Genomic DNA, 24,620 nt, shown 5'->3' with positions numbered 1-24,620 from the left:
TTTTTTCTGAATTGACGATCTATTTCGAAATGTTATAATGCTTACAATATAAAAAAAGAGGAGAAATGGGCTATGAATTCTGCTGCAAAACAGCCAAACGGCGTCTTTAAGTCGGTGTGCTCACTGGACTGTCCCGATCAATGCGGCTTACTTGTGACAAAAAAAGACGGAAAAATCGTTAACATTCAGGGAGACCCGGATCACCCGGTCACCTCAGGGAATATTTGCAACAAAGTCCGGCACATGGCTGAGCGCATTTATGATGAAAAACGTTTAACCGTCCCGTTAAAACGGATCGGCGAAAAAGGTGAAGCCGTGTTTGCGCCTATTTCATGGGACGAAGCAATCAATACGATCAGTGCGCGCTGGAAAGAGCTTATTGCCGAAGAAGGAGCGGAAAGCATTCTCCCGTACAGCTTTTACGGCAATATGGGAAAACTGGCGGCAGAGGGAATGGACCGCCGTTTTTTCCACCGACTCGGGGCGAGCCAGCTCGAACGGACGATCTGCAGCAAAGCCGGATCGGAGGGCTACAACTATACAATGGGAGAAGGCGCAGGTACTGACCCGGAAGAGACCATACATGCAAAGCTCTTTATTTTCTGGGGAATCAATGCCGTCAGCACGAATATGCATCAGGTCATGATTGCTCAAAAAGCCCGGAAAAAAGGAGCTAAAATTGTCGTTATCGATGTACATAAGAACCAAACAGGCCGGCTTGCCGATTGGTTTATTCCCATTCGCCCCGGCACAGATGCCGCACTCGCTCTCGGTATCATGCATGTTTTATTTGCCGAGAACCTTCACGATGAAGCATTTCTCACAGAATACACCGAAGGCAGTGAAGAATTAAAAGCGCATGTCAAACAGTATGATCCTGAAACGGTTTCTGTTATAACAGGCGTTAAAGCAGACGATATCAGACGCCTTGCGAGAATGTACGGCGAAACCTCCCCTTCCCTTATCAGGATCGGAAACGGCATTCAGCACCATGACAATGGCGGAATGATCGTCCGCACCGTCGCCTGCCTTCCGGCTGTGACAGGACAGTGGCTCCGCACCGGGGGAGGCGCAATCAAGCACAACAGCGCGATATTAAACTATAACAGACAAGCGCTCCAGCGGCCTGATCTGCTTTATGGCAGGAAGCCAAGATCATTTAATATGAACAGACTCGGAAGCGTTCTTTTAGAAACAACACCGCCCGTACGCTCCTTGTTTATTTACGGAACCAATCCCGCGGTAGTTGCCCCGGAAGCGAATAAAGTCAGAAAAGGTCTGCAGCGGGAAGATTTATTTACAGTCGTTCACGATCTGTTTTTAACAGAAACCGCCAAATATGCGGATATCGTGCTCCCTGCTTCATCCGCCTTTGAAAACACGGATTTTTACACGTCTTACTGGCATCATTTTATTCAGCTGCAAAAACCGGTAATCGAACCATATGGGGACAGCAAATCGAATACGGAAGTGTTCCGTTTGCTTGCCGGGGCGATGGGCTTTACCGAGCAGGAGCTTCAGAATTCCGATGAAGAATTAATCAGACAGGCGCTGGACTTTCCCGCCAATCCGTATATCGAGGATATTGATTATGATTCGCTTTCATCCTATTCTTTCATGAGAGCTAATCGGAAAAAACCGCTTTTTCCTGGCAAGCTCAAGACACCGAGCGGAAAAATTGAATTATATTCTGAAAAGATGAAACAGGACGGTTATCCGGCGCTGCCGACACACATCCCTCTTGAGAGCGATGATGATTTCCCGCTGTTATTTGTCCCGGGACCGAATCATAACTTTTTAAATTCGACATTTTCGAATAATGAAAAACACGTAAAACTGGAAAAAGCGCCAAAGCTTTTTATTCATACAAAAGATGCTGAGCGCCGGAACATCGAAGACGGGGAAACCGTGAGAATATGGAACAACCGCGGCGAATGTGAATTGACAGCTTCAGTCGGCGAACAAGTGCTTCCCGGCGTTGCAGTCAGCCAAGGTCTTTGGGCAGACGCGGATGATAAAAAACAGCTGGTCAATTCACTCACTCCCGATCGGCTTGCAGATATGGGCGGAGGCGCTGTTTTCTTCTCCGGAAAGGTACAGGTGGAAAAGATCGGAAAGCAAAAATAAGCTCCCCCGGTCTTACTGAAAGTGAATCCTTTCGGCGGATTTGACCGTATAAAACATAATGACTTTTATTGGAGGTTTGCTGTATGGATATTATTACCGGCATTGGCACCGCTTTAGCCGGATATTTCATAGGAGACGGATTAAAAAACTTTAAATCACCTGATCCTCATGAACACACTGACCAAATTCTCATCAAAGAAAAAGATCTTCACTTCTACATTGGCTATTATTTAGGAGTGACTAAGGAAGAAGCAAAACAAATCGTGCCTGACACTTCCGATATTCCGCATATCACCAGAAACGGAAAGCGGTATGTCAGAAAACTGCATTACGAGAATGGCTGACTTCCATGCTGGAAAAAGAATAACAGCTGCCGTGAATAGCGGGAAGAGAGTTCTCCTCTTCCCGTTCATTAAGATTTGCCGCCCTGCCTCTCTTCAACCCCAAACATACGACAGATATCGTTCTTACTTAACGAAACATCCCCTTCTTTGGATTTCAAATAAAACCCTTTCGTATATAACCGTATGACTTCCTCATATGCAAGCTCATGACGAAGGAGCGCCATTAAACGCCCGTCTTTTTCATCCTGTTTATTGAACCATTCATACTGTTCTGACCAGTTCACTTTCTGCATGCCAAACACCTTCTCGCATTTATTATATTTATTTCACCTTTTGAAAACACTCCGACTGCCTGTGACATTTGTAAAACAGCCGTACCCCCCTTTTAGTCACCATGTTGACTTATTTCCCATTTCAATGTATATTGTAATTGTCAACATGGTGACAATTTAGATTGGAGATCACTTATGGATATTAATTTATTAATGAAAGAACTGCATTTTATGCAACAAAGTTACGCATCACTGTTTTCGGTCGTCAATAAGGTACAAACTCGCGGAGACGAATACTTAGAAATGTTGACTTCCCGACAGCACATGACTCTTATCGCTATTGCCCATTTACCGACGGAAGATACCACACTTATGAATATCGCTAAAAAGCTGGGCACAACAAAACAAACCGCTAACAAGCTAATTTCAAGCCTCGCGAAAAAAGGATATGTTCACACTGTGCCAAGCAAACTGGATAAACGTGCAATCAATATTGAGATTACCCCTGAAGGAAAAAAAGCGTTAGTTTCCTGTTCAGAAAAATCCACCTATTTTTTAGCGGATATGTTTCATGAGTTCACAACTGAAGAAGTTGAAACATTCTGGAGGCTATTGCAAAAACTTTATCGTTTTGATGGTGAGGAACAGGATGGTTTTGAAGAAAAAGCACATTTGAAAGTTGAAGACCAGGCTCAATTCATCTCAGATGGCTATGAAGAAAAAATCATGGCTGAATTTTCAAAACGACGATACGGGAGTGCAGACGATGAATAATATGCTTTATCGAAAAGTAAAAGAGGCAGAGAATAAGATAAAGGAAAAAAGCTATGAGCAGAAAAATAAAACTGCTCAATTTATTTCTCATGCCAAATATAAAATTCATAGCAAACGCAAACTGGACCGAGCCGGCAATTATATATCAATTGCCATTGGACTCTTTATCCTAACTGCCTCGTGGCTGACCGAAACACAATGGCTGCTTTGGATAGGTGCGGCGAGTATTTTGAGCAATGCCTGTTTGCTCATTGTAAATCCTGTTAAAAAATTAAAAACCTGAAAAAAGCTCTCTAAAAGAGAGCTTTCTTTTATTAATCGTCCCAGTCTTCATCTTCTTCCCAGTCATCTTTCGCTTCCTTAATCTTATTATAAAAAAATTCAATAAAGCTTTCTGCAACAGTATCTTGATAACCAATTACCCTATCCCATTCAACTACAGGACATTCTCCGTCTTTCATTTTATTCGTATCTAGACAGTAAGCAAAGTAATCAACATCTTCAATAACCACAAGTCCATCAGTAAGGCTATAGTGTTCTTTATATTCATTAGTTCTATTTACAACTGATGCATGATCAAAGTTGTAGCCTAAAACTAAAACACCGAATAAACCGCCAGCACCGTATTTTTCTAAAAACCATTTATAACTAATAGGAAGTTGGCATTGAAGTTTTTCTTCAATGCGAGTTATGTTTTCATGGCTTGCACCCTCTGTGAATATAGCATTTTGTTTGTTTTCATTAATAAAGTTTTCAACCTTCGAATAAATCATTTAATTTAAACACCTCAATTCTCATTCTCAAATTGTTTCGCTCTCCACTTCCAATATCTCTTTCGAAAGCTTTCATACTGTGCTTTTAAAACCTTATCATTTCTAAAACTTTCACCATCAGTCTTAAGCTTATGAATCACATCACTATATCTTGTATGTAAACTGTTTGGGATTTCAAGCATTGGGCCAGGTTCTTCTTGAATCAAGTGATGTAAATTAATCTGTGTGCCATCTTTTGCATAAGGAGCATTACCGTTTTTCATAAGCTGAAGATTTGTTACGCCAAATTCTGTTTTTTGGTTAATATCAATATCTTTCATAGTATACACTCTGCGGCTTATGTCTTTAACTTTTCCTTTTGCTTTTACCTTGCCCTTAACCTCAAAGGCACCATACTTTTCTTTATTTAACCAAGGAAGGTTTATTTCTTGACCGGTAAACGGCTTTCTCGTTCCATCCGGGATTTTCTTTGCATTGGTCAAAAGTTCATTTTTAAGATTTTGGCTGTCAACCACATTGTATGGTACGTTATCGGCCAGAGCAAGATCATACTTAGAGTTATAAGGAAGCAAATCTGCAATCTTAACGTCTTTAATTTTTTTCCCTGCCTGTCCTGCCTTGTTTATGACCTTCCCCGCCGCATCAGCTTTGTTAACGGCTCCTGCGCCTTTCGTTCCGACGACAGCCACAGCCACTGAACCGACCGCATATGTCACCCATCTTGACCTGGAATACGCATCTCCATTTACCATATCTTTTTGAAACGATTCTTCTATTGCTGTTGCAATAGCATCGTATGTTTCAACTGGATGAAGCACTGCATTCCCCAGTGCTGACAGGGTTTCTCCCGGATCGGTTATAAAGTCCCATAGACCGGTTACCGTTTCTTTCCCGACATCATATAACCCAACGCCAACTCCTTTTAAAATATCCCAAGTCACTTCTCCGGCTTCTTCCATCTGTTTTGCTTGTTCAAGCTGAATGACATATTGCTGCTGGGCAGGTTCAAGATTCTCGTAACCGATCTTCTTCGCAATCTCTAAGTATTCATCCGGATCAGTTACTCCATCGGCGAGTTTTTTCTTCAAATCCTTGATTTCCCGCTCTTTCGCTTCTTCCTTCTTAATCGTCAAATAAGCATCTGAGTGTCTTGCAATCTCGTCTTTTTTCTTATGTATGCCACTTTCTCTGTACGCCTTGGCGTTATAGTGAAGGGGTGTTGCGTTTTTTCCTTTGCCCGTAGCGTTTTGGAGCTGTTGAAAGTCTGCTTGAATGAAATGTTCATTTGCCTCGGTTTCTGCGTATTCTTTTGTTAGATCATAATCAAGCTTTCCGAGTTTATGTATGGTATCGTTCCTTTTTTTATCTGCTGACTCAAGCTTTTGATCGACATCTTCTGTAGAGAAAACATCAAGATGAATGATATCGCTGATTTCATCAAGGATACCTTTCATTTCATTGCGCTGCTCCTGCAGATGGCTTGTGATTTCTTCTTCGCATGAATCAACTCATGTTCTAAAAATGACTCTTCCACAAACGAATTGACTAATCCTGCATCAGCTACCTTTCCTGAAATACTGTTAAGAAAAGCTATCTTCATATCGATCAGATCAAGCCAGCTGTCAGTAACACCTGCATGGTCTTGAAAGAATGCTTTGATGTTATCAGCACCTTTACCTGAAAACTCACTTTCATCTAGATCAGCCATTCCCTGAAATGCTTTTCTGAGATTGATAAATTGTTCTCTAATCTGATTGTATTGTTTTGCCCGCTTTTCTGCAGCTGAGATTAACGAGTCTGCTTCAAATACCTTCATTTACGTCTCCTTTCCGCTTCTTTCCGTCTAAATTTTACCATAGGATATAAGATAAGCTGAACCTCTTTCATTTGCCGCACTGTTTTATGCAAGATCATAGAATTTGAACAAAACCTTACACCAAGTAGTCATGGTGATCGGCAAAACAAAGCCAGATATAACATATATTAAAATATCTCTTGCATTTCTACAGCCGCCATGCTATATTCATATAGCGATGAGCTGAATTGTGTAAGCCGATGCACATGCCCTTGCGGCGCACACGAATGTGGCGTGTGGTGTATCGCCTCAATACGCAAAAGACGTTTGCTTCTGCAAACGTCTTTTTTTATTATCCGATTTTCGTTCCGTTCGGTACAGTCTGCTCGGGCGTAAGCAGGACGACGTCTCCTTTTTCCGGGATGCCGCCGAGAACGAGAACTTCTGACTTGAATCCGGCGATCCGCCGCGGCGGAAAGTTGACAATAGCGGTAACCTGCCTGCCTGTCAAATCACCTGGCGCATACCGTTTTGTAATTTGGGCGCTTGATTGCTTTATGCCGATTTCTCCGCCGAAATCTATTGTCATCTTAATGGCCGGGACCTTTGCTTCCGGAAACTCTTCTGCTTTTACGACCGTTCCTATTCTGAGATCAAGCTTCATAAAATCTTCGATGACTGCCATGTCAAAAACTCCTTTTTTACAATCATGATACCAAAAAAAGACACAGTTTATTTAACCGATCTTTGGGCTTATTTATCTGTTTGAAAGGTGTTTCGATAGGCGCGCGGTGTTATTCCCTTATGTCTGACAAACCACCTGGTAAAAGAAGACAAATTTTGAAAGCCGACCTCATGACTGATGTCTGTCAGCCGGCATTTTGTTTCAATAAGCAATTGTTCCGCTTTCTTCAGACGGAGCTCGGAAATATAAGCTTGCGGGCTTTTCCCCGTCTGCCTTTTAAACCAGTCAGAATAATAAGCCGGGTGGTAATGTTCGATTGCGGCAAGCTCTTTAATAGTAAAAGTCTTTGAGAGATTTCGGCGGATATACGTGATTGAATCATTTGTACGGCTTTCTTGTATCTTTCCAGCAATATATTCTGCGAGGAGACTCAATGAATGAGACGACTGCTGCTTTGCCTCTTCTGTCAGCAGAAACCGAATCGAGGTCCAAAAGGAATCAAGCTTATTGATCACACCGGGGTCAAATGAGCCGCTTAAAAAATATGCCGGCATATCAAGAACGAGACATTCATTTCGCTCCAAAGAACGGAACCGGTGTTCATGTCCTGGCGGAATATACAGCATTTGATCCGGTTTTAATCTCACCTCACGTCTTTCTGTTTCCAAGTCCAGCTGTCCTTCGAGAGGAAAGAGCATTTGACAGTATGTGTGAACATGGGAATCAAAAATATGTGAATAAGTGCGCCGCTCACAAACGATGTTCTGTAATGAATCCATTTGCCCCTCCTTTTTGGATGATCTGTTTCGTTTTAGTTTACATAATAATATTATTGTTTATTTAATTGTAAACCCCTTAAAAAAGCAACAACGGCAAACTTTCGGCTTTCCTTAATTGATTCAGTCAATTCAAATGCACTCTGTTTCCTCAGCGCAGCAAAACCGTGAAGCAGGCTTCTCAGTCCTCTTGCGGCATGGATTGCGTTTTCGGGACGTGCATAACCGTTTGCTGTCAGCAGCCTGACAACAAGATTCACAAGCTGGCTGGACAGATTCTCCATTCGGCCGTCTTTTATTTTTTGAAATGTTGCTTCATATAATCCGGGATTGGCTTCAGCGAAATTGATATAGGCATCAGCAAGTGAAAGCATGGCCCTTTCACCTGTCAGTCCTTCTGAGGATGCCGCCATGTTTTCATATAACATGGTTAAACCGGAGACGGCCAGCTCTGTCTTAATTCCTTGAAGACCATTGACAAAATTATAAAGGGAAGGCGGTTTTACGTTTAAGGACTTTGCAACGGCCGCAAGCGTCACTTCATTCAGCCCTTTTTCGTCAGCGATGCCTGCTGCGGCTCTCAATATCATGTCCAGGCTCATTCCGACTCTCGGTGACATTATAATCGGCCTCCCCGCAGGCTTCGTTCGGCTTCATCAGCAGCCTCAGCCATCATTTCAGCAGGATGATAGAGAACATTTCCATGACCGGCGGCCAGACAGCTTGGTTGATGAGCGATAAGCGTTCTTGCTGTTTTTACAGCTTCTTCTTTATTCCAGGTGGCAAAGGCGGGAAACGGAAATCTCCATTTCAGCTTTCCTGAAACCGCAAGGCCTCCCCGTACTTGAAAGGCATCTCCGACGATCAGCATATCATCTCTCAAATCTTTAAAAGCAAGACTCCCCGGCGTATGACCGGGAGCGGGGATGACAAGCAAAGATCCGATCCGCTCGCCGCCTTTCAGCAGGCGATCAGGTTCGGTCTGAATATTTTTCGGCACTCCTCCCTTTATCGGCGTTTGTGCTTCATGCTCAAATAATGAAGTGTCACCTTTCAGCAAGAAAGAATCACGTTCAGAAATACAGACATCAGCATCCGGAAATTCCTCAGATAATGAGTCAAGCGATCCGATGTGATCTCCATGCGCGTGGGTGAGCAATATGGTATTCAGCGGTTTCCCAAGCTGCTGCAAAGCTTGTTTGATTCCTTTATGGCTGTTGGGAAGGCCGGCGTCAATCAGGGTTACCCCTTCTTCCTCCTCAACCAAATAACAATTCACCGGGAAAAGCACCGGAAAAAAGGTCAGCTGCCAAACGTTTCCGTATTGTAAGGTTCTCATCAATATCCCCCTAAAACTAATGTTATTAGTTTTATTATAACTAATACCGTTAGTTTATCAAGCGTTTTCTGTTTAAATCTTAAAAAAGGCGCGGGCGCTTCTCTCATGCCAAAAAAAGAAACGCGCATACTGTGATAAAAGATGCTTTCAGCCTGCGAATAAATCAGACTACTAAAACCAGACGGATAAGCATACACTACTCAACGGAGGGGGAGTTCCACATCATGCATATCACACTTCAAAGCATCTGCCCTGTCTTAATGATTGCCTTTTTTCTGTATAAAAAGGTGAAACGGTCCGTCGGCTTTCAGCCTTTGAAACCCCGCTGGCTTTATACAAGAATGATTTTATTTTCATTGCTGGCCGCCGCTCTGGCGTTTTTCAGCATCACACACCCGGCTTTATACGGGTATCTTATATTCGGCACTTTTTGCGGCTGGCTTCTGGTTTTGTTTGCCAAACGAAACATTTCTTTTGAAGAGCGCCGCGGAAAAATGTATTTTCGGACTCATCTGTGGATTGAACTTATTCTATTAACGTTATTCCTATCGAGATTTGTTTATCGGGTTATTGAAATTTACCGGGTCACAGCGGATTTTACCCATCCGGAGGCATACAGCCAAACGGTCGGCGCGGATCCGCTGACCATCAGTGTCTTTTATTTCATCGCTGTTTATTACAGCGGCTTCTCTTTTTATGTTTTAAAAACGAGCAGAGACCAGACAAATAACAGTCAATACGGCTGACATCCCTGTCTAAAAGCAGGGATGTTTTTTAATCGTGCCGCGTATGGTGAATCATTTGCTGAAGCACATCTAACACATGTTCATCCTCAGGAGAATAATAGATGGATGTTCCTTCTCTGCGTGATTTGACGAGGCGCAGATTTTTAAGAAAACGCAGCTGATGAGAAACGGTAGACTGCAGTAAATTCAGCTTTTCTGCGATATCATTTACCGCGTGCTCACCCTGTGACAGCAAATGGAGAATTCTGATTCTGGTCGGATCAGACAGCGCCTTAAAAGTCTGGGCAACCAAAAATAATGTTTCCTCATCTAAATCGACAGCGGGGTCATTCATGTTTCCGGATTCGTGAAATTCAGTCATATACCTCACCCTTCTTTTCTCAAGTAGCCCAATTATACCAAATGTCAATTGATGCAGATACATCCTGTGCCTGACAAAAGAACCGTTATTTTAAATTTATGTTTCAAATACGGGTTTCTGCTTGGTTTCGCGCATTCATCTGTGTCATAATGAAAAAGTCATAATGCTCCTGAAATTGAGGGTGAAACACAGTGGAGAAAAAGAAAAAAGGCTGTTTCGCTGCTGCGGGTCTTATGATGATATGTGTTTTTGTCATGGTGTCCTTCTTTCTCATCCTGTTATTTTCAAATAATGAATTGCTCAAAAGTCTTCCATTTGATGTCAAACCGATCGTGCTTGAACGGCTGACGGATTACAAACCGCTTGTGGAGGACGAGCTGGATGAAAAAGGGCTCACTAGATATACATCGCTGGTACTCGGCATGATATATCAAGAGTCAAAAGGAAGAGGAAATGATCCCATGCAGTCTTCAGAATCTCTGGGTTTAAAGCGAAATCAAATCAAAAACCCTCAAACCAGTATCAAACAGGGAATCAAACAATTCACTCTCATGTACCAAACAGGCAAGAAAAAAGGCGTAGACTTGGATACGATTATACAAAGCTACAACATGGGAGCCGGCTATATTGATTTTGTGGCTGAACATGGAGGATCGCATACTGAGGAACTGGCAAAACAATACTCCGAGCAGCAGGTCAAAAAGAATCCGAAACTTTACACTTGCGGAGGGAACAAAGGCAATTTCCGTTATCCCTACTGCTATGGTGATTACACGTACGCAGAAAAAGTAAAAGCAAAAACAAAAACCGTTGAACAATCCTTAAATGTAACAACACTTGAAACGCTTGAAGAGTAAAAGGCGCCTTGTCTGAGGCGCCTTTTTTCAATAGAAAAAAACCGCGCGAAGCACGGTTTTTTTTTAATAATACGGCGATATCATTAAGTATACAATGACACCCGTCAGACTGACATACAGCCAGAGCGGCATCGTCCATCTGGCGATTTTTTTGTGGCGCTCCACCTGCATGCTGAAACCTCTGATCAGCGTAAACAGCGCAAGCGGCACGATGATGGCGGAAAGGCAAATATGCGTAATCAAAATAAAGAAATAAATCCCCCGAATGATGCCGTGGCCGCCGAATAAAGTATTCTCAGCTATCGAGTGATACACGACATAGCAGATCAAAAACAGCAGAGTCGTCGTAAACGCCGCCAAAATAAAGCGTTTATGCGCTTGAATGTTTTTTTGCTTAATCATAAAGAGCGCTGCCAGCAAAAAGATAAAAGTAAAGCTGTTAAAAATGGCATTTAACATCGGCAGAATATGAATATTGGCAATGCTGACCTGACCTGATTTCGGCATAAAAAACAGCACCGCAATTAACCCGTTGATCAAAACGGTCAATGTCAGCACGATACCGGTATAACTTTTAGGTTTGTTGTTTTCTGTCTGATTCATCTTATGACCTCTCTCAATTTTACTGACTATCCAAATGGTATGAGAATTCAGCTTTGATGTCAACGGTTTCGCCCGCTTCGTCAGAAATTAGACAAACTTAAGCCCTAAAAAGACCGGGTGTTTGAGACCCGGCCTTTCGTCATATTATGCTTCCTTCAACAGTTCTTCTATCACCTTATGTTCGTTTTCATTCAACAGATTTTTTGGAATGATCCGATCAATCGGTTTGTTCATATGCTGATCGAGAATGTCGGCTGTTTCCTTATCCCCCGCGATTACGAGGCGCTCCCATTTATGTGATGCGGCCTTTTGATCAAGGTTTGAAGCCAATCGTTTATACAGCCTGTTTTGATTTTCTTCGACGTGGGCTTTAGCAGCATCTTCGGCCATTGATGCGGAGCTCTCGCTTACATCCTGCGGTTTCCAGGATTCATTGATGACGTCGTATTGATAGTGCTCTACACCTTCAATTTTTCCGAGTACGGTTTCGATAATCTTCACTTCATTTTGCTGGGTGAGAATAAAAGCCGTGCTCGGATATTGTTCACGGAGAAGTTCCAATTGGTCAAGGACGGCCGTTTCTTCCCAATAAAACCGTGTTTCGACAGGAACTTGCAGCTCAATCGTCTCCCATATACCGCTTTCTCCCGATGCAAAAAATACGAGACTTCGCGGCATTTCTTTACCGAGCCCATCGATATATTGATAGACACGTTCCATGATGCGGACGAGGGATTTTTCTTCTTTTGGATCACTGACAGACAGATACTCCTTTAATCTCCGAAAACCGGTTTTTAAAGCGATTTTCCACTCTCCCCCCTGCTGATCCGGATTTCTCATATCCGTATTTACATATAAGGAAAGCATTTTATCAGGAGATTCCGTCATTACATACTTCAATTTGCCGATGAGTGAGTCAATTGCCATCATAGATTCCTCCTTTTTCCGCTTCTCCCTGTTCCTTTCCCTATCCCGGCCTCCTTAAAAACGTCAATCTGCATATATACGGCAGACTTTTCTAAAAAAGTTTTTGCAAAACCCATTTACAAACCAAGACATCATTTACTACAATGGATACTTGTGTTTGACTATGACGTTTTACGCTGTGAAAGGAGTATGATTTTGTTTACTGCAGAAGAAAGAGATCAGAAAGAGCTGGAAAAAGAGCTTCATAAGCTTGAATTTCAGATTTTCAGAATGCGGGAGAATCTGATAGATGTATCAAAAGACGCGCGAGTGCTTGGTATTGATCAATCGAACAATGACGATTGGATCATTGTTTCCTCGATTGATGATGGCCAAACATGTAAGATTATGCTGACTGACTGTGAATCAGCCTACCGGGGAAGAGGATGTTTTTCACTGATTGCTTCCTATTATGAAAATGCCATTCATATCGGGGACATTAAAGGCCCGCCGAACCACGGCTACGGTTCGATCTGCATGAAATTTTTAAAACATATCGCCAGGGAGCAGAATATCCCGAAAGTGACGGGCGACATCGCTAAGCGTGATTGGGATCATGTCGACAGACTCGTTCATTTTTATGAAAAGCATCAATTTGATGTCTGGATTGACAAGGATACACAATCAGGCGGCATTAAATGGGTCGACCTGTAAAAAAGTGATAGAAAAACCCTCTTTTCTATGGTGTAATAGATAAAACCATATAAGGAGGGTTTATGACAGTTAAAAAGGAAAAAGACATATAATATCTGTCTTTTAAAGGTTATTTCCTTTTAAAAAAAGCTAGAATTGATAAAATTAAAGCAACTAACACCGCTAAATAAATTGGTGTAATCCAAATTTGATAAATTGAATTTGCATCTCCCTGAACAAATCCTGTGTCTATACCTATATAATTCCAATGGAAACTTACAGGATTGTCTGCCTGATAAGAAAATTTAGAAAGGTATAATTTGCTCTTTGTTAGTCTTATAAACATATAAACTAAGCTTCCAAGCAACAACAACATTGCAAATAATAATTTTTTCATTAAATTATTCCTCTGTTTTTATAATTATCTCTTTCTTCCGCCTGATGTAGTCTTAACCAACTTTCCTACATATTTAGTTTTAACTCCTGCCAATATTCGGTCAGCTTTTCCAGAAGTATAAGTTCGAATTCGAACTTTTTTACCGTCAGACACTGTATTAGCAACAATTTGAGTTAATTGTACATCATTGTATTTTTTATATGTAGTACCATCTAAACGTCCACGATAATTATTTGTGATATCCATCTCTGTATCAAGGTCAGGCGCTTTAGCTCCAGGTTTCAAATTTTCATGAGCATATCCTACTTGATACGCCCAGTCTCTTCCTATATTTTTAGTCATTAAAGCATTCCAAAGTGCATGTCTATATGCATCTCCATTTCCTTGCCATAATGTATATTTTGAATACCGTTTTTCAGCTTCTCGTGAGGCTACATCAGCAATATTTTTTGTTTTAGCAGCGTTGTGCGGATGCTTTGAGAACAGGTTAATTTCTTTAGAGTTAACGCCTAATTTACCAAGAGAATATTCTACGTAATTACTTTGAATTGTTATAAGATTTTCTTTTGATTTCTCCTCACTAATTTCAAGTGCTGTTTGGTCATCCTCAGTTTTTAAGAAGGGAGAAATATTTTTCTTAATTAGATTAGCTAACTCATCTTCAGTTATTTGTTTTTTTTCAAAACGTTTAAAATAGTCTTGCATTTTACTACTAATATTCTTATAAAAATCTTCGCTGGATGCTTTTTCTTTTGCTTCTTTTGAAGTTATAACTTTTTTCATTTCCTTTGAAGAAAAGGAGACAATGTTTGTATTATTAATTTCTTTCACGTCACTGTCAATGGTTTCAGTATTAATATTAGATTTTTTTATTTCTTCTGCTGATAAAGATTTACCTCCCACCGATAGTAGAGAGCCCCCTATAAGTGTAATGATACCTATTATTTTGATTTTTTTTAACTTCATTCCTACACTTCCTTTTATTGTTATAAATCTATTATAATGTATTTTTAATGAAAGTAAATAATTCCCCAACGAATTTATCAGAAATTAAGATTCTCTGGTCAGAAGAGTTATGTTGTTAAGTAAACTAGATTAAGTATCAAAAGTAGTGAAAAACTCAAACAGCATTAGCCTTTATTGTTATTTCATAAAGACTGTCAGCACTTCATATATAAATATTTTTAATCTATCTATTCCAACACCCTTCTGAAGAGGCTCTCTGCGCCGTCATCCGTACAAAAAAAGAACTGTCGTCTATGCCCGTTATCGCAAACGCTGACTTCGGCCATACTTCTCCTATGATGACTTTCCCGATCGGAGGAACATGCAAAATAGAAGCCGGCTCAGAAGGCGGACGGATATGGATCGATCGGCATTAATACATAAAGACGGGAAAACCGCCCCGTCTTTTATTATTTCGGTGTCTTATGCCGCGGCGTTCGCGGAGCGATCATAATTCGTCCGCCAGCCGCTGACGTCACCCATACGGAAACTCCTTCATAAAAATGGCTGATCTCTTCATTATATACGGCGTGTGTCAGTTCACGTTTATCATGCGTTCCGTCTTGGTTTTTTACGTTTAAAATAAGTACAAGCTCGTGTCTGCCATTATTCATTACGCCGGTATGTCTCACCTTTTCAATAACGGCTGGCCTTCCTCTCCCTCTGTCAAGCGCCTGAAACAGCCTGACAGCAGGCATAGACAATCCGATGACCAGCACAATGGCCCAAGCGGTGTACATCCCTGCTTGAAATATCGGTGATTCTGTGAAGGTATTCCACAACAATATAAGTTCCGGCTCCATTCGATTCATCCCTTCAGATGCCGCTTTCAAACTCATTCTCTCTATATCATATTCGGGGAACGCTTTTTCTTTTTCAGCATATAACGATTATACACAGACAAAAAAGGGAAGAAAAAAAGAACACAAAGCATTTCGCCTTGTGTTCTTCATCTCTATATTAAACTAGTCTAACACTTTAACATTTACTGTTCTGACGCCCCAGTTGTTAGCGTCACTTTTCTTTGCAACAAATACGTCAATTTTATTTCCTTTAATTGCGCCGCCTGTATCTGCTGCTGTTGCCACTCCGTAACCTTCAACATAAACCTTAGAGCCAAGCGGAATAACACTAGGGTCTACCGCGATGACTTTTGCATCAGGGTTTTTGTTTAAGTCAACACCGGTTGCCGTTACACCGGAAATGCCGCCGTCGTTAGCGGAGTAAGCAGTTGCAGTCATTGTCAGCTGCTTTTTAGGCTCTTGTTGGTTTGTATTTGATTGAACAGGCTGCTGTTTTGCTTCGACAGCCTTCACTTCTTGTTTAGGTTGTTGTTCTTGAACAGGTTCTTGTTTAGGCTGCTCTTTTTGGACAGCTTCTTGTTTCGGCTGTTCTGTCTCGGCAGCTGGTTTTTGTTCAGTTTGCGGCTGGCTGGCTTGAGCCGGCTGTGCAGCCTGCGCCTGACCTTTCACCTTTAATGTTGTGCCTGCGTAAATGATATCTGATTGCAAGTTATTCAAGCTTTTCAGATTACCGACTGATGTTCCGAATTTCTGAGCAATTTTCCAGAGGCTGTCGCCCTGCTTCACTGTGTACTGCCCAGATGTGGTTGTTTCTACTGAAGAAATAGTCAGTTTCTCTCCTTCAATGATTAAATCAGAAGATAACTGATTCCATTCTTTTAAGTCCTTTAGGTTCACTCCGTTTTTTTGCGAGATCCCCCAGAGCGTGTCACCCTTTTGCACCGTGATTTCTTTAGCAGAAGCGTGAGCTCCGAATGCAGTTGTTGAAATTGCTGCAACTGCGACAAAGGACATAATCGTCTTCTTCATAAGTAAATCCTCCCTTGTTAGCTTTTTATTGGCGGCTAACAGGTGATATCGTAACATATGAAAATGTCAGTTCAATAACAAAACGATTTGAATTAGATTACAGTTCCTTTACATGAAACATTTCTCTCACTTGGTAAGTCTTGCTGAAACCTTGATACAGCAAGGGTTTTCAAGCTTCTGATTTTTCCGGCGCAGATGAAAAACACAATGTGCAAATTTCTAAAAAAACTTTTTTTCACTCTGTTTCTCTTACATAATTTCGGATTTCTTCTAAAAAAAGCGCTCCGTATTTCAATCGTTTTTGTTCCCCGACCCCTTTTACGGAAAGAAGATCATGATCCGTTTTCGGGAGTTTCGCAGACATTTCTTTTAACGTCTGATCCGAGAACACGACAAATGGAGGCACGCCCTGTTCCGCTGCGATCTCTTTGCGGAGACGCCGGAGAAGCTCAAATAATTCATCATTTTCGGTGACGGCGGCGGCCTGTAAGGCTTCTTTTCTCTCGACTGCGCGTTTTCCAAGCAGAACGTCCCTGCCTTTTTGGGTGACCATAAGCGTCGGAAATGTGCCGTCCGCCATTCTGATATATTCATCTGAAATAAGGAATTCAATAAAATCACTGATTTCCGCTGCGGTTTGATGCTTCATAATGCCGTAAGTGGACAGGCTGCTGAAGCCGTTTTCCAGCACTTTTTTATTTTTTGACCCGCTAAGCACTTGCGCCACCATCGTTTTTCCGAAACGCTCATTCATTCTGATGATGCATGACAATACCATCTGCGCTTCTTTAGTGACGTCATGCGCGCTTCTTGTATCAGTGCAATTGCCGCATGCTCCGCAAGCTTCCGCCTCATTCTCGCCGAAATATTTCAGAATAAACCGCTGCAGGCAATCTTCGGTATGACAGTAATCCACCATCTGCCTCAGTTTTTTGAGATCCTGCTTTTGTTTTTCTTCTCCGGCAGCCGATTGATCTATCAAAAAACGCTGCACCATAATATCCTGCGGCGAAAACAAGAGCACGCACTCGCTATTGAGGCCGTCGCGCCCTGCCCGTCCGGCTTCCTGGTAATAGCTCTCCATATCTTTCGGAATCTGGGCGTGCAGAACGAATCTGATGTTGCTCTTATCGATTCCCATTCCGAAAGCGGACGTAGCAACCATCACTTGTATCTGATCGTTAAGAAACCGCTCCTGCTGATCTTTTCTGTTATCATCCGCCAATCCGCCGTGATAACGGCCGGCATTGATGCCGCTGCGTTTTAATTTCTCATATAAACGGTCCGTTTCCTTTCTTGTTGCTGTATAAATAATGCCGGCTTCGTGTTTATTTCTTTCCAGATACTGCTCGATAAAACGGTCTTTGTTTTCGCCCTTTACGACTTTGAATGTTAAATTCTCTCTGGCAAAACCGGTATACACAGTTTGTTCTTTATTAATGTGAAGCTGCTTGCAGATATCATCATGAACCTCAGGCGTAGCCGTCGCCGTTAATGCGATGATGACGGGCGGCTCTTTTAATTCATTAAAAAGGATTTCGATATTCCGGTAACTCGGCCTGAAATCATGCCCCCATTGCGATATACAGTGAGCTTCGTCAATGGCGACAAGAGGAACCGTAATATTCTGCAGGATGTGAATGAATTCAGGAGAAGTCAAACGCTCCGGCGTGATGTAAAAGAGCCGGTAAGCCCCTTCCTTCAAACCGGTCAGGCGCTCATGAATGTCACGGCTTGTCTGAGTGCTGTTAATATAAGCTGCCGCGATACCCGCTTCTTCAAGCGCGTCGACTTGGTCTTTCATTAAGGAAATAAGAGGGGAAATAACGATTGTGGTTCCTTCAAACAGCAGTGCGGGAATCTGATAGCAGATTGATTTCCCGCCCCCCGTCGGCATAATGCAGACCGTGTTTGTTCTCTCCTCTGCAACTGATTGTATCGCCTGTTTTTGCCCCGCGCGAAGGCTGTCGTAGCCAAAATAATGCGCCAGAAGGGATTCGGCTTTATCCAGCATATGTCGTAAAACCTCACTTTGTCTTTGATTCTTTTATTTTATCATACTGATAAAGTACGCTGTTCAAGGTCAAAATAAAAAGCCATCTCCGCAAGGGAAATGGCTTTCGCTACGTATGCCGTACGCAAGTAAGAAAGTTTTAAACCACCACTCCTCAAAGTGGGTGTTTGCAGAAGCGTTCCTGTCGTCCTCTGCAATGGAGGCATGACATTCCAGCTTCGATATAAAACTCCCTATTACAGCTTAAAGGTTAAAACTTAATTAACAATACGAACAATGTAGCTTCTCTTATATCCTACACCATCAGTCGTATTTTGGCAAGGGGGTTAATTCTTTTACAGAAAACCTTTTTCTGTGCAAAAAATGCTTTTTTCTCGATAAAAGTTGTTTTTTCGACAAAATATCAATATATCAATATAAGATTGCTGCGAAAGCTGTCACCAGTTTCTTCTATATATAATAGAAAAAACTCTCACACCCTATAGGGGTGTGAGAGTTTTCGGCAATTAGATTAGAATTTTGCAGCCAGATCTTTCGCTTCTTGCAATCCTTTTTCAATGATCGCTTGAGCGTTATCAGGCGCTGCATTATGGCCTTCAACGACAACAGTGTGAAGATCTTGAACTCCCCAGAAGCCGAGAACAGTTTTCATGAAGTTTAATGACATTTCAAGAGATGCCATCGGTCCTTCAGAATATACGCCGCCGCGTGCGTTTAAGAGCGCTACTTTTTTATCTCCCATCAGACCTTTAGGGCCTTCAGGCGTGTATGTGAAAGTAACCCCTGCGCGAGACAGGTAATCAACATAAGTATGAAGCACAGCAGGCACTGTGAAGTTCCAAAGCGGGAATGCAAACACGACTTTGTCAGCTTTGACAAATTGGTTTAAGTAAATGTCAGCCGTTGACGCTTGTTTTTTCTCTTCGTCTGTCATTTCAATTCCTTTTGAAGCTTTGAATGTTCCGTTAATCATATCTCTTCCGAGGTAAGGAAGGTTTTCTTTATGAAGATCAAGTTCAATTACTTCATCATTCGGATTGTTTTCTTTATAAGCAGCAAGAAACGCTTCATATAATTTTACTGATACGCCTTCTTCAGCCGTACGGTCACTTGATTTTACAAATAATACTTGAGACATTCTAAATTCCTCCCGGTAATCTTTTAATATTCACTTACAAATAGTATGTTACTTTCTTTTTTATATAAAGTCAACGTTTTTATTTCGATTCTGAGATTTTTTTATGGAATAAAAAAACAGGTACATGTGAATGTACCTGCTGATATTATTGTGAATCCTGCTCGCGATCCAGAATTTCGTAAGTTTGTGAGCTTTTTTGATCAACGGTTTCTTTATTTGAGAGGTCTTTCACCTGCTCGTGAAATTCCCTTTCATATGACGGGGCGTCTGTTTTCACATCCCCCTCTGCTTCCCGTTGCGCTTCGACGGTCATTCTGGCGTATGGAACGGCTTCAAGCCTTTCATAAGGGATTTCTTTTCCCGTTTTTTCGCATATTCCGTATGTTCCTTTATCCATCCGCTCAAGCGCGGCATTCACCTCATCTAAAAGATTCTGATCGACTTCATCCAAGGTCTGATTCGTAACCCTGTCCAAATAAATGCTTCCGTGATCAGCTAAGTGATTATCTACTCCGTTTGACAGTTCTCCCGTGTCTTCGCTCATTGAATGTTTTTCTTTTGATTCTCCTTGAAGACCGTCCTTTAAATCGATTAATTTATGGTAAAGGCTGTCCCGCTGTTCTTTTGATAATGACATATTCAGCATCTCCTTTTTCGTCTGTATTCCTGCTGCTCTCAGTTCAGTTATTACATACCCTCAAAAAAGGCGGCTGAAACAATGGGTCTCAATGTGTTCTCCCCCTGATGTTGACACTCGGTGTCTGCTGTTTTGTCTGTCTTTTTTCTTTCACCGGATCATTATCCTGGTTGTCCCGAAATTCTTCAGGGCAGGCTTTTTTGAGTTGGTGCTCCGGCGTATGGTATGTGGCGCCGATATTCAGCATTCCGCTCAGCTCTCCTATATTCAGCTTTTCAAAGTCAATGTTGTATTCCACTTTGTCCACTTTTACGCTCTCGATATGGACATACGTTTTTTCCCCTTCAACCGTTTGCGGTTCAGAATGACATTTATTCTGAAGCTCATCAAGCTGCTGTTCCACTTTCTGAAGCCTGTCTAATTCTTCTTCACATACTTTTTTGAAAAGCTCTTTCATTATTTTTTTCAAAGAAAATCACTTCTTTCCCCGTCACTCTTGGAAAGTTCTAGGTGTCCCGCATTGCGAATATATAAACATGGTATACAAAAAGGAGGTGAATGATGATGTTTTTTCCATCGGTTATTAACTTTGAGCATATAAAAATGAACGGAATCAGCAGCGGAGCGACTTTTAACACCGGTTCTTCCGTTATACTGAGGCGCACTGCCGCTAATAAAAGAAATGAAGGATATGGTGAACAAAGCGGAGATTGCACTGTAGTCGCTATCCCCATCATGAGTATTGATGATTCAGATCTGATAGACGGCACCGCAAATAAGGTCAGCCTTCGATAATAATATGGCTTGCATCCCCCAAATGTTTAGCAATTGATATATATAAAATTCCGTCTTTGAATACCGCCTGCATCCCCTTCGTTCCCTGAGCGGAATGAGGAAGGTCGAGTTTTTTTTCGAAATCGCCGTATTTTCCGGTCTTCTGTTTAAAATCCTGTTCATTGAAGAAGGATTTTCTCGTGCCTTTTACGACAATATATTCTCCGTAAGACAAAAGCTGAACATCTTGTTTCCGATAGCCGGGAAGATACAGCAAAAATTGGAGTTCATCATGGGTTTCCACTATATCTATAAGAGGAAAAGCATCCTCATTTCTTCTCATTTGCCCTTCTCCCTGCTGAAAGGGAAAATGAGAATGACCGTTTTGGAACGACTTCAATTGCTCATCATCAAAAATGTTTTTCCAAAAATCACCGCCAGACATGTTTTGCGCCATTTCCATCCATTGCTTCATCTTGTCGAAATCCATTTTTTTATCGTCCTCCTGTCTAAGCATACGGTCATAACAGCCGGCATACACCTGTATTAAAGGAGGTTTGCCTGTGGTTCAACCAACTCCATATATCAATATTAATATTTTCATGTTGAAAATTAATTCCTTTGAAAATGCTTCAGCGGTGAATGTCGGACAGAATTTACTGGCGGAATGGCAGAATTCCGATAAAAAGAATCAGGGGTACGGACAGAATTTCGGGGATGCTAGCGGCTTTTTCGGCACGAATGGGAAAGTGGATGACAGAGATCAAATTGATGCTCCGTCTACCTTCGAGTCAGCATGCGGCAAAATCCCCGCCGGGAAAGGAGACCCATTATGATGTTTTCGCCGGTTTTGGTAAATGTAGGAGGCTTTAAAGTGAATGCGGTCGACCGCGGCTCTTCCATTACGATCGGCCCGTATCAGCAAATCGATTATTTTTTATCCAATAAGATTAACTATGGCTTCGGTGAAGAAAACGGTGATTTGGCGCCGATTTATATCCCCATCAGTTCTATTGCTGATCCGGATCTCATTGATTCGAACTCCGGAAAAACAAGCATTATCTAATAAAAAAGCCATCCGCCTGCATTCGGATGGCTTTTATGTCATATTTAGCTGCATAAGTATTTTGTTAAAATGGCTTGAACCTCGGTCAAGTCCGTTTCTTTTGCAAATTCCAATTCGAATGTTTTTCCCCTTGTCATTAATACGAGGCCCGTATCAGGATCAAACATCCCTGCTTCTTGAATGGCGAAGCTTTCAATTGTTTTATATGGAAGGAAGACGCGCACTTTCTTTTTGGAGAACATTTTATTATCAAAGAAAATCACTCGTTTATTTGTAAAGCATATTTGGTCAACCCGCAGTTTATAGATCGTTTCAATCCGTTCTCCCTCAACGAGCAAAGCCTCCAGCTTTTTTGTGTCGGTTGATCTGCTGACAGAAAAAATTCCCAATGAAGAACCCCACTTTCTGCTTCTATACTATATTTTATCAAATACATAAAAAATAAGTTCTTTATCCCTATATAAGAATACGACATAGACAGCATTTAAACCATTACGAACAGATTACATTTTCAGAACGTTCATCGGATAAGCCTTTTCGCGAAAGGTGCTCTGTTATGAAGTAATACGGTTTTGCAGAAGAAAAGGTTTCAAGAAAACCATATTTTTTTCGAAAAGTCAGTTTTTTCTTATCGCTGTAAAAAACCGCGGCCTCTGAATGCCGCGGTTTCAACAAAACATCAACGATCTGTATCTTCAATTGTTCCTTATTTGTCCGTGCCTTTTTCTGAACATGCTAAAGCTTTTAGCAAAATAAATTCATTCAGCTTTAGACTTCTTCAAAATACTCTTTGTAGAAGCCGCCGACTTTATTTGTGTTGTCCACGACAAAAATAAATTCTTCTGTTTCATTTTTGACCTCATACTCTTTGCCGGGCGTCAGTACGTTTTTGACAATGTATTTTTTCGCATCTGTATGTACGCATTTTACCTTTTTAACGCTTTCTTTTGTCTGCCAATTATTATGAATCATCTGTAAAACTCCTTTTCTTCATCGATAAGCTTATTGTAGCTGTTTTTTCTTGTGAATTGCAATAACGGTTATCAATTGATTTTACCTGGGTCTGTATTATAGAATGACTGTATGCGCTTACTTTGCGCGGACATCAAGATGCTCAAAACAGACCATAAAAAATTTCGGGAGGTTTGTTACGAATGAGTTCTTTAACGATGCAGATCACAAAAAGGCTGGAAACATTTTTGCAAGGCACGAAGAAGCTTTATATTGACGGAAAATTTGTTCCGAGCGCTTCAGGATCAACCTTTGTCACACCGAATCCGGCAACCGGAGAAACTTTGATGACGCTTTACGAGGCACAGGCAGAAGACATTGACAGTGCAGTGAAAGCGGCACGCAAAGCCTTTGATCACGGCGAATGGCGCACAATGCCGGCCGCTTCCAGAAGCAGGCTGATGTATAAGCTTGCTGATTTAATGGAAGAGCACAAGACTGAACTCGCGCAGCTTGAAACACTTGATAACGGAAAACCGATTAATGAAACGACGAATGGAGATATTCCGCTGGCAATTGAGCATATGCGTTATTATGCCGGGTGGTCCACAAAGATAACCGGACAAACGATTCCGGTCGCCGGCTCATATTTTAATTACACCCGCCATGAGCCTGTCGGCGTCGTGGGGCAAATTATCCCTTGGAACTTCCCGCTCCTTATGGCGATGTGGAAAATGGGCGCCGCCCTTGCCACAGGATGTACAATCGTTTTGAAACCGGCGGAGCAGACACCGCTGACCGCCCTCTATTTAGCTGAATTAATTGATCAGGCGGGCTTCCCTGACGGCGTCATCAATATTGTTCCCGGGTTCGGCGAGACGGCCGGGGAAGCGCTGACCAACCATGACGATGTCGATAAACTCGCTTTTACCGGTTCTACAGAAATCGGCAAAAAGATTATGGAGAAGGCCGCGAAAAGTATCAAGCGCGTAACGCTGGAGCTTGGCGGTAAGTCACCTAACATCATTTTGCCTGACGCCAACTTGAAAAAAGCCATTCCCGGCGCTTTAAACGGGGTCATGTTTAATCAGGGGCAGGTATGCTGTGCCGGCTCCCGTGTCTTCATTCACAAAGATAAATATGATGAGGTCGTAAGCGAAATGGTTTCATATGCGAAATCACTTCGGCAGGGAGCCGGTCTTCACCAAGATACGCAAATCGGTCCGCTCGTCAGTAAGGAACAGCATGAACGCGTGCTTTCTTATATTGAAAAAGGAAAAGCAGAAGGCGCCAAAGCCGTTACAGGCGGAAGCTGTCCGTTTGAAGAAGGGTATTTTGTCTCCCCGACAGTATTTGCGGACGTGGATGACAGCATGGCCATCGCAAAAGAAGAAATTTTCGGCCCGGTTTTAGCCGCTATTCCGTATGATACGGTAGATGAAGTCATTGAGCGTGCGAACCGCTCGGAATACGGCCTTGCAGCCGGACTTTGGACTGAGAATGTAAAAAACGCCCATTACATTGCTGACCGTCTCCAGGCCGGCACCATCTGGGTCAACTGCTACAATGTATTCGACGCGGCCTCTCCTTTCGGCGGCTATAAGCAATCCGGCCTCGGACGGGAAATGGGCTCTTACGCGCTGGATAATTATACAGAAGTGAAAAGCGTCTGGATCAGTCTGGAAGATTAATAAAACGAGAAACTGCTGCCTGCCAGCAGTTTCTTTTTTGTGTCATGCCGCCTTTTGCATATGA

At 42.0% G+C, this 24,620-nt stretch carries 31 protein-coding genes, 1 other RNA gene and 3 pseudogenes; 12 read left to right on the top strand and 23 right to left on the bottom strand.

The window, feature by feature from the left end; all coding sequences use genetic code 11:
• The first annotated feature begins 72 nt into the window (after positions 1-72).
• Positions 73-2,127, top strand: a complete 2,055-nt coding sequence (locus tag ACH32G_RS14440; protein ID WP_448814473.1) for a molybdopterin oxidoreductase family protein — start codon at positions 73-75, stop codon at positions 2,125-2,127.
• Between the two features lie 83 nt (positions 2,128-2,210).
• Positions 2,211-2,494 (top strand): annotated as a pseudogene (locus tag ACH32G_RS14435) (hypothetical protein).
• 45 nt (positions 2,495-2,539) lie between these two features.
• Here the strand turns inward: ACH32G_RS14435 and ACH32G_RS14430 are convergent.
• Positions 2,540-2,764: a hypothetical protein gene (locus ACH32G_RS14430; protein ID WP_045926188.1), complete on the bottom strand. Its 225-nt coding sequence runs from the start codon at positions 2,762-2,764 to the stop codon at positions 2,540-2,542.
• A gap of 174 nt (positions 2,765-2,938) precedes the next feature.
• Here ACH32G_RS14430 and ACH32G_RS14425 point away from each other — a divergent pair, with 174 nt between their 5' ends.
• Both ACH32G_RS14425 and ACH32G_RS14420 read left to right on the top strand, forming a co-directional pair.
• Positions 2,939-3,517 (top strand): MarR family winged helix-turn-helix transcriptional regulator, encoded by a 579-nt coding sequence (locus ACH32G_RS14425; RefSeq protein WP_095241654.1) that lies wholly within the window; start codon positions 2,939-2,941, stop codon positions 3,515-3,517.
• Complete coding sequence (locus ACH32G_RS14420) at positions 3,510-3,800, top strand: hypothetical protein (protein ID WP_415305311.1); 291 nt, start codon at positions 3,510-3,512, stop codon at positions 3,798-3,800. The genes ACH32G_RS14425 and ACH32G_RS14420 overlap by 8 nt, the downstream gene beginning before the upstream one ends.
• Before the next feature lie 31 nt (positions 3,801-3,831).
• Here the strand turns inward: ACH32G_RS14420 and yobK are convergent, their stop codons facing one another.
• The 7 genes and pseudogenes from yobK to ACH32G_RS14385 all read right to left on the bottom strand — a co-directional run bounded on the left by yobK (position 3,832) and on the right by ACH32G_RS14385 (position 8,885).
• The gene (gene yobK / locus ACH32G_RS14415) at positions 3,832-4,290 is read right to left on the bottom strand and encodes a type VII secretion system immunity protein YobK (RefSeq protein ID WP_099745013.1); all 459 of its coding nucleotides are present in this window, start codon (positions 4,288-4,290) and stop codon (positions 3,832-3,834) included.
• A 14-nt stretch (positions 4,291-4,304) separates the two neighbouring features.
• A complete protein-coding gene (locus ACH32G_RS14410) occupies positions 4,305-4,553 on the bottom strand; it encodes an HNH/ENDO VII family nuclease (RefSeq protein ID WP_448814484.1) in 249 nt (82 codons plus the stop codon).
• 1,011 nt (positions 4,554-5,564) lie between these two features.
• Positions 5,565-6,106: pseudogene (locus ACH32G_RS14405) on the bottom strand (T7SS effector LXG polymorphic toxin); the annotation flags it as partial.
• A 331-nt stretch (positions 6,107-6,437) separates the two neighbouring features.
• A complete protein-coding gene (gene csaA / locus ACH32G_RS14400) occupies positions 6,438-6,770 on the bottom strand; it encodes a chaperone CsaA (RefSeq protein WP_045926183.1) in 333 nt (110 codons plus the stop codon).
• 68 nt (positions 6,771-6,838) lie between these two features.
• Entirely contained in the window at positions 6,839-7,549 is a 711-nt protein-coding gene (locus tag ACH32G_RS14395; protein ID WP_045926182.1) for an AraC family transcriptional regulator, read from the bottom strand.
• 50 nt (positions 7,550-7,599) lie between these two features.
• Positions 7,600-8,166 (bottom strand): TetR/AcrR family transcriptional regulator, encoded by a 567-nt coding sequence (locus tag ACH32G_RS14390; RefSeq protein WP_045926181.1) that lies wholly within the window; start codon positions 8,164-8,166, stop codon positions 7,600-7,602.
• Positions 8,166-8,885: an MBL fold metallo-hydrolase gene (locus ACH32G_RS14385; RefSeq protein ID WP_016936585.1), complete on the bottom strand. Its 720-nt coding sequence runs from the start codon at positions 8,883-8,885 to the stop codon at positions 8,166-8,168. Before ACH32G_RS14385 ends, ACH32G_RS14390 begins: the two co-directional genes overlap by 1 nt.
• Before the next feature lie 224 nt (positions 8,886-9,109).
• Here ACH32G_RS14385 and ACH32G_RS14380 point away from each other — a divergent pair, with 224 nt between their 5' ends.
• Entirely contained in the window at positions 9,110-9,631 is a 522-nt protein-coding gene (locus ACH32G_RS14380) for a hypothetical protein (protein WP_016936586.1), read from the top strand.
• A gap of 28 nt (positions 9,632-9,659) precedes the next feature.
• Here ACH32G_RS14380 and czrA read toward each other — a convergent pair whose 3' ends face one another.
• The gene (czrA, locus tag ACH32G_RS14375) at positions 9,660-9,965 is read right to left on the bottom strand and encodes a Zn(II)-responsive metalloregulatory transcriptional repressor CzrA (RefSeq protein WP_173363131.1); all 306 of its coding nucleotides are present in this window, start codon (positions 9,963-9,965) and stop codon (positions 9,660-9,662) included.
• Between the two features lie 218 nt (positions 9,966-10,183).
• Here czrA and ACH32G_RS14370 point away from each other — a divergent pair, with 218 nt between their 5' ends.
• Positions 10,184-10,849, top strand: coding sequence for a lysozyme family protein (locus ACH32G_RS14370; protein WP_045926180.1), 666 nt, complete (start codon positions 10,184-10,186; stop codon positions 10,847-10,849).
• Positions 10,850-10,912: 63 nt separating this feature from the next.
• Here ACH32G_RS14370 and ACH32G_RS14365 read toward each other — a convergent pair whose 3' ends face one another.
• Entirely contained in the window at positions 10,913-11,452 is a 540-nt protein-coding gene (locus ACH32G_RS14365) for a DUF420 domain-containing protein (RefSeq protein WP_016936589.1), read from the bottom strand.
• Between the two features lie 144 nt (positions 11,453-11,596).
• Positions 11,597-12,379, bottom strand: coding sequence for a VLRF1 family aeRF1-type release factor (locus ACH32G_RS14360; RefSeq protein ID WP_269774959.1), 783 nt, complete (start codon positions 12,377-12,379; stop codon positions 11,597-11,599).
• A gap of 189 nt (positions 12,380-12,568) precedes the next feature.
• Between ACH32G_RS14360 and ACH32G_RS14355 the strand changes: the two genes are divergently transcribed.
• Entirely contained in the window at positions 12,569-13,072 is a 504-nt protein-coding gene (locus ACH32G_RS14355) for a hypothetical protein (protein WP_395941011.1), read from the top strand.
• Positions 13,073-13,181: 109 nt separating this feature from the next.
• Here the strand turns inward: ACH32G_RS14355 and ACH32G_RS14350 are convergent, their stop codons facing one another.
• On the bottom strand, positions 13,182-13,448 hold the full coding sequence (locus ACH32G_RS14350) for a hypothetical protein (protein ID WP_095241663.1): 267 nt from the start codon (positions 13,446-13,448) through the stop codon (positions 13,182-13,184).
• A 24-nt stretch (positions 13,449-13,472) separates the two neighbouring features.
• Entirely contained in the window at positions 13,473-14,414 is a 942-nt protein-coding gene (locus ACH32G_RS14345) for a DUF6973 domain-containing protein (protein WP_095241664.1), read from the bottom strand.
• Positions 14,415-14,644: 230 nt separating this feature from the next.
• Between ACH32G_RS14345 and ACH32G_RS14340 the strand changes: the two are divergent.
• Positions 14,645-14,830 (top strand): annotated as a pseudogene (locus tag ACH32G_RS14340) (LD-carboxypeptidase); the annotation flags it as partial.
• Between the two features lie 33 nt (positions 14,831-14,863).
• On the opposite strand, the gene ACH32G_RS14335 reads toward ACH32G_RS14340, so the two are convergent.
• The 7 genes from ACH32G_RS14335 to ACH32G_RS14305 all read right to left on the bottom strand — a co-directional run bounded on the left by ACH32G_RS14335 (position 14,864) and on the right by ACH32G_RS14305 (position 20,543).
• Positions 14,864-15,256: a hypothetical protein gene (locus ACH32G_RS14335; protein WP_095241665.1), complete on the bottom strand. Its 393-nt coding sequence runs from the start codon at positions 15,254-15,256 to the stop codon at positions 14,864-14,866.
• Positions 15,257-15,418: 162 nt separating this feature from the next.
• Complete coding sequence (locus tag ACH32G_RS14330; protein WP_188154140.1) at positions 15,419-16,285, bottom strand: 3D domain-containing protein; 867 nt, start codon at positions 16,283-16,285, stop codon at positions 15,419-15,421.
• 235 nt (positions 16,286-16,520) lie between these two features.
• On the bottom strand, positions 16,521-18,299 hold the full coding sequence (gene recQ, locus ACH32G_RS14325; protein ID WP_448814472.1) for a DNA helicase RecQ: 1,779 nt from the start codon (positions 18,297-18,299) through the stop codon (positions 16,521-16,523).
• A 102-nt stretch (positions 18,300-18,401) separates the two neighbouring features.
• A non-coding RNA gene (ssrS, locus tag ACH32G_RS14320) (6S RNA) lies at positions 18,402-18,587 on the bottom strand.
• Between the two features lie 223 nt (positions 18,588-18,810).
• Positions 18,811-19,437 carry an FMN-dependent NADH-azoreductase gene (locus tag ACH32G_RS14315; protein WP_003153791.1) on the bottom strand — a complete coding sequence of 209 codons (627 nt, stop codon included), beginning with the start codon at positions 19,435-19,437 and terminating at the stop codon, positions 18,811-18,813.
• A gap of 145 nt (positions 19,438-19,582) precedes the next feature.
• Complete coding sequence (locus tag ACH32G_RS14310) at positions 19,583-20,074, bottom strand: TraR/DksA family transcriptional regulator (RefSeq protein ID WP_045926175.1); 492 nt, start codon at positions 20,072-20,074, stop codon at positions 19,583-19,585.
• 88 nt (positions 20,075-20,162) lie between these two features.
• Positions 20,163-20,543: a hypothetical protein gene (locus ACH32G_RS14305; protein ID WP_045926174.1), complete on the bottom strand. Its 381-nt coding sequence runs from the start codon at positions 20,541-20,543 to the stop codon at positions 20,163-20,165.
• A gap of 92 nt (positions 20,544-20,635) precedes the next feature.
• On the opposite strand from ACH32G_RS14305, the gene ACH32G_RS14300 reads away from it, so the two are divergent.
• On the top strand, positions 20,636-20,869 hold the full coding sequence (locus ACH32G_RS14300; RefSeq protein WP_045926173.1) for a hypothetical protein: 234 nt from the start codon (positions 20,636-20,638) through the stop codon (positions 20,867-20,869).
• On the opposite strand, the gene ACH32G_RS14295 is transcribed toward ACH32G_RS14300, so the two are convergent.
• Entirely contained in the window at positions 20,856-21,338 is a 483-nt protein-coding gene (locus ACH32G_RS14295; protein ID WP_049628622.1) for an Hsp20/alpha crystallin family protein, read from the bottom strand. The two genes, ACH32G_RS14300 and ACH32G_RS14295, sit on opposite strands and share 14 nt — an antisense overlap.
• A gap of 73 nt (positions 21,339-21,411) precedes the next feature.
• Between ACH32G_RS14295 and ACH32G_RS14290 the strand changes: the two genes are divergently transcribed.
• Positions 21,412-21,684 carry a hypothetical protein gene (locus ACH32G_RS14290; RefSeq protein WP_016936599.1) on the top strand — a complete coding sequence of 91 codons (273 nt, stop codon included), beginning with the start codon at positions 21,412-21,414 and terminating at the stop codon, positions 21,682-21,684.
• A complete protein-coding gene (locus tag ACH32G_RS14285; protein ID WP_003153785.1) occupies positions 21,681-21,914 on the top strand; it encodes a hypothetical protein in 234 nt (77 codons plus the stop codon). Before ACH32G_RS14290 ends, ACH32G_RS14285 begins: the two co-directional genes overlap by 4 nt.
• A 44-nt stretch (positions 21,915-21,958) precedes the next feature.
• Here the strand turns inward: ACH32G_RS14285 and ACH32G_RS14280 are convergent, their stop codons facing one another.
• Positions 21,959-22,303, bottom strand: coding sequence for a PH domain-containing protein (locus ACH32G_RS14280; RefSeq protein ID WP_003153783.1), 345 nt, complete (start codon positions 22,301-22,303; stop codon positions 21,959-21,961).
• A 379-nt stretch (positions 22,304-22,682) separates the two neighbouring features.
• The gene (locus ACH32G_RS14275; protein WP_007407979.1) at positions 22,683-22,886 is read right to left on the bottom strand and encodes a DUF6501 family protein; all 204 of its coding nucleotides are present in this window, start codon (positions 22,884-22,886) and stop codon (positions 22,683-22,685) included.
• A 182-nt stretch (positions 22,887-23,068) separates the two neighbouring features.
• Here ACH32G_RS14275 and ACH32G_RS14270 point away from each other — a divergent pair, with 182 nt between their 5' ends.
• Entirely contained in the window at positions 23,069-24,556 is a 1,488-nt protein-coding gene (locus ACH32G_RS14270) for an aldehyde dehydrogenase family protein (RefSeq protein WP_045926171.1), read from the top strand.
• Positions 24,557-24,620 lie beyond the last annotated feature (64 nt).

The organism is Bacillus sp. CIS52 (genome assembly GCF_053545315.1).
The sequence above is the reverse complement of the archived record's forward strand: the minus strand, read 5'-3'. Positions and strand labels throughout refer to the sequence as shown.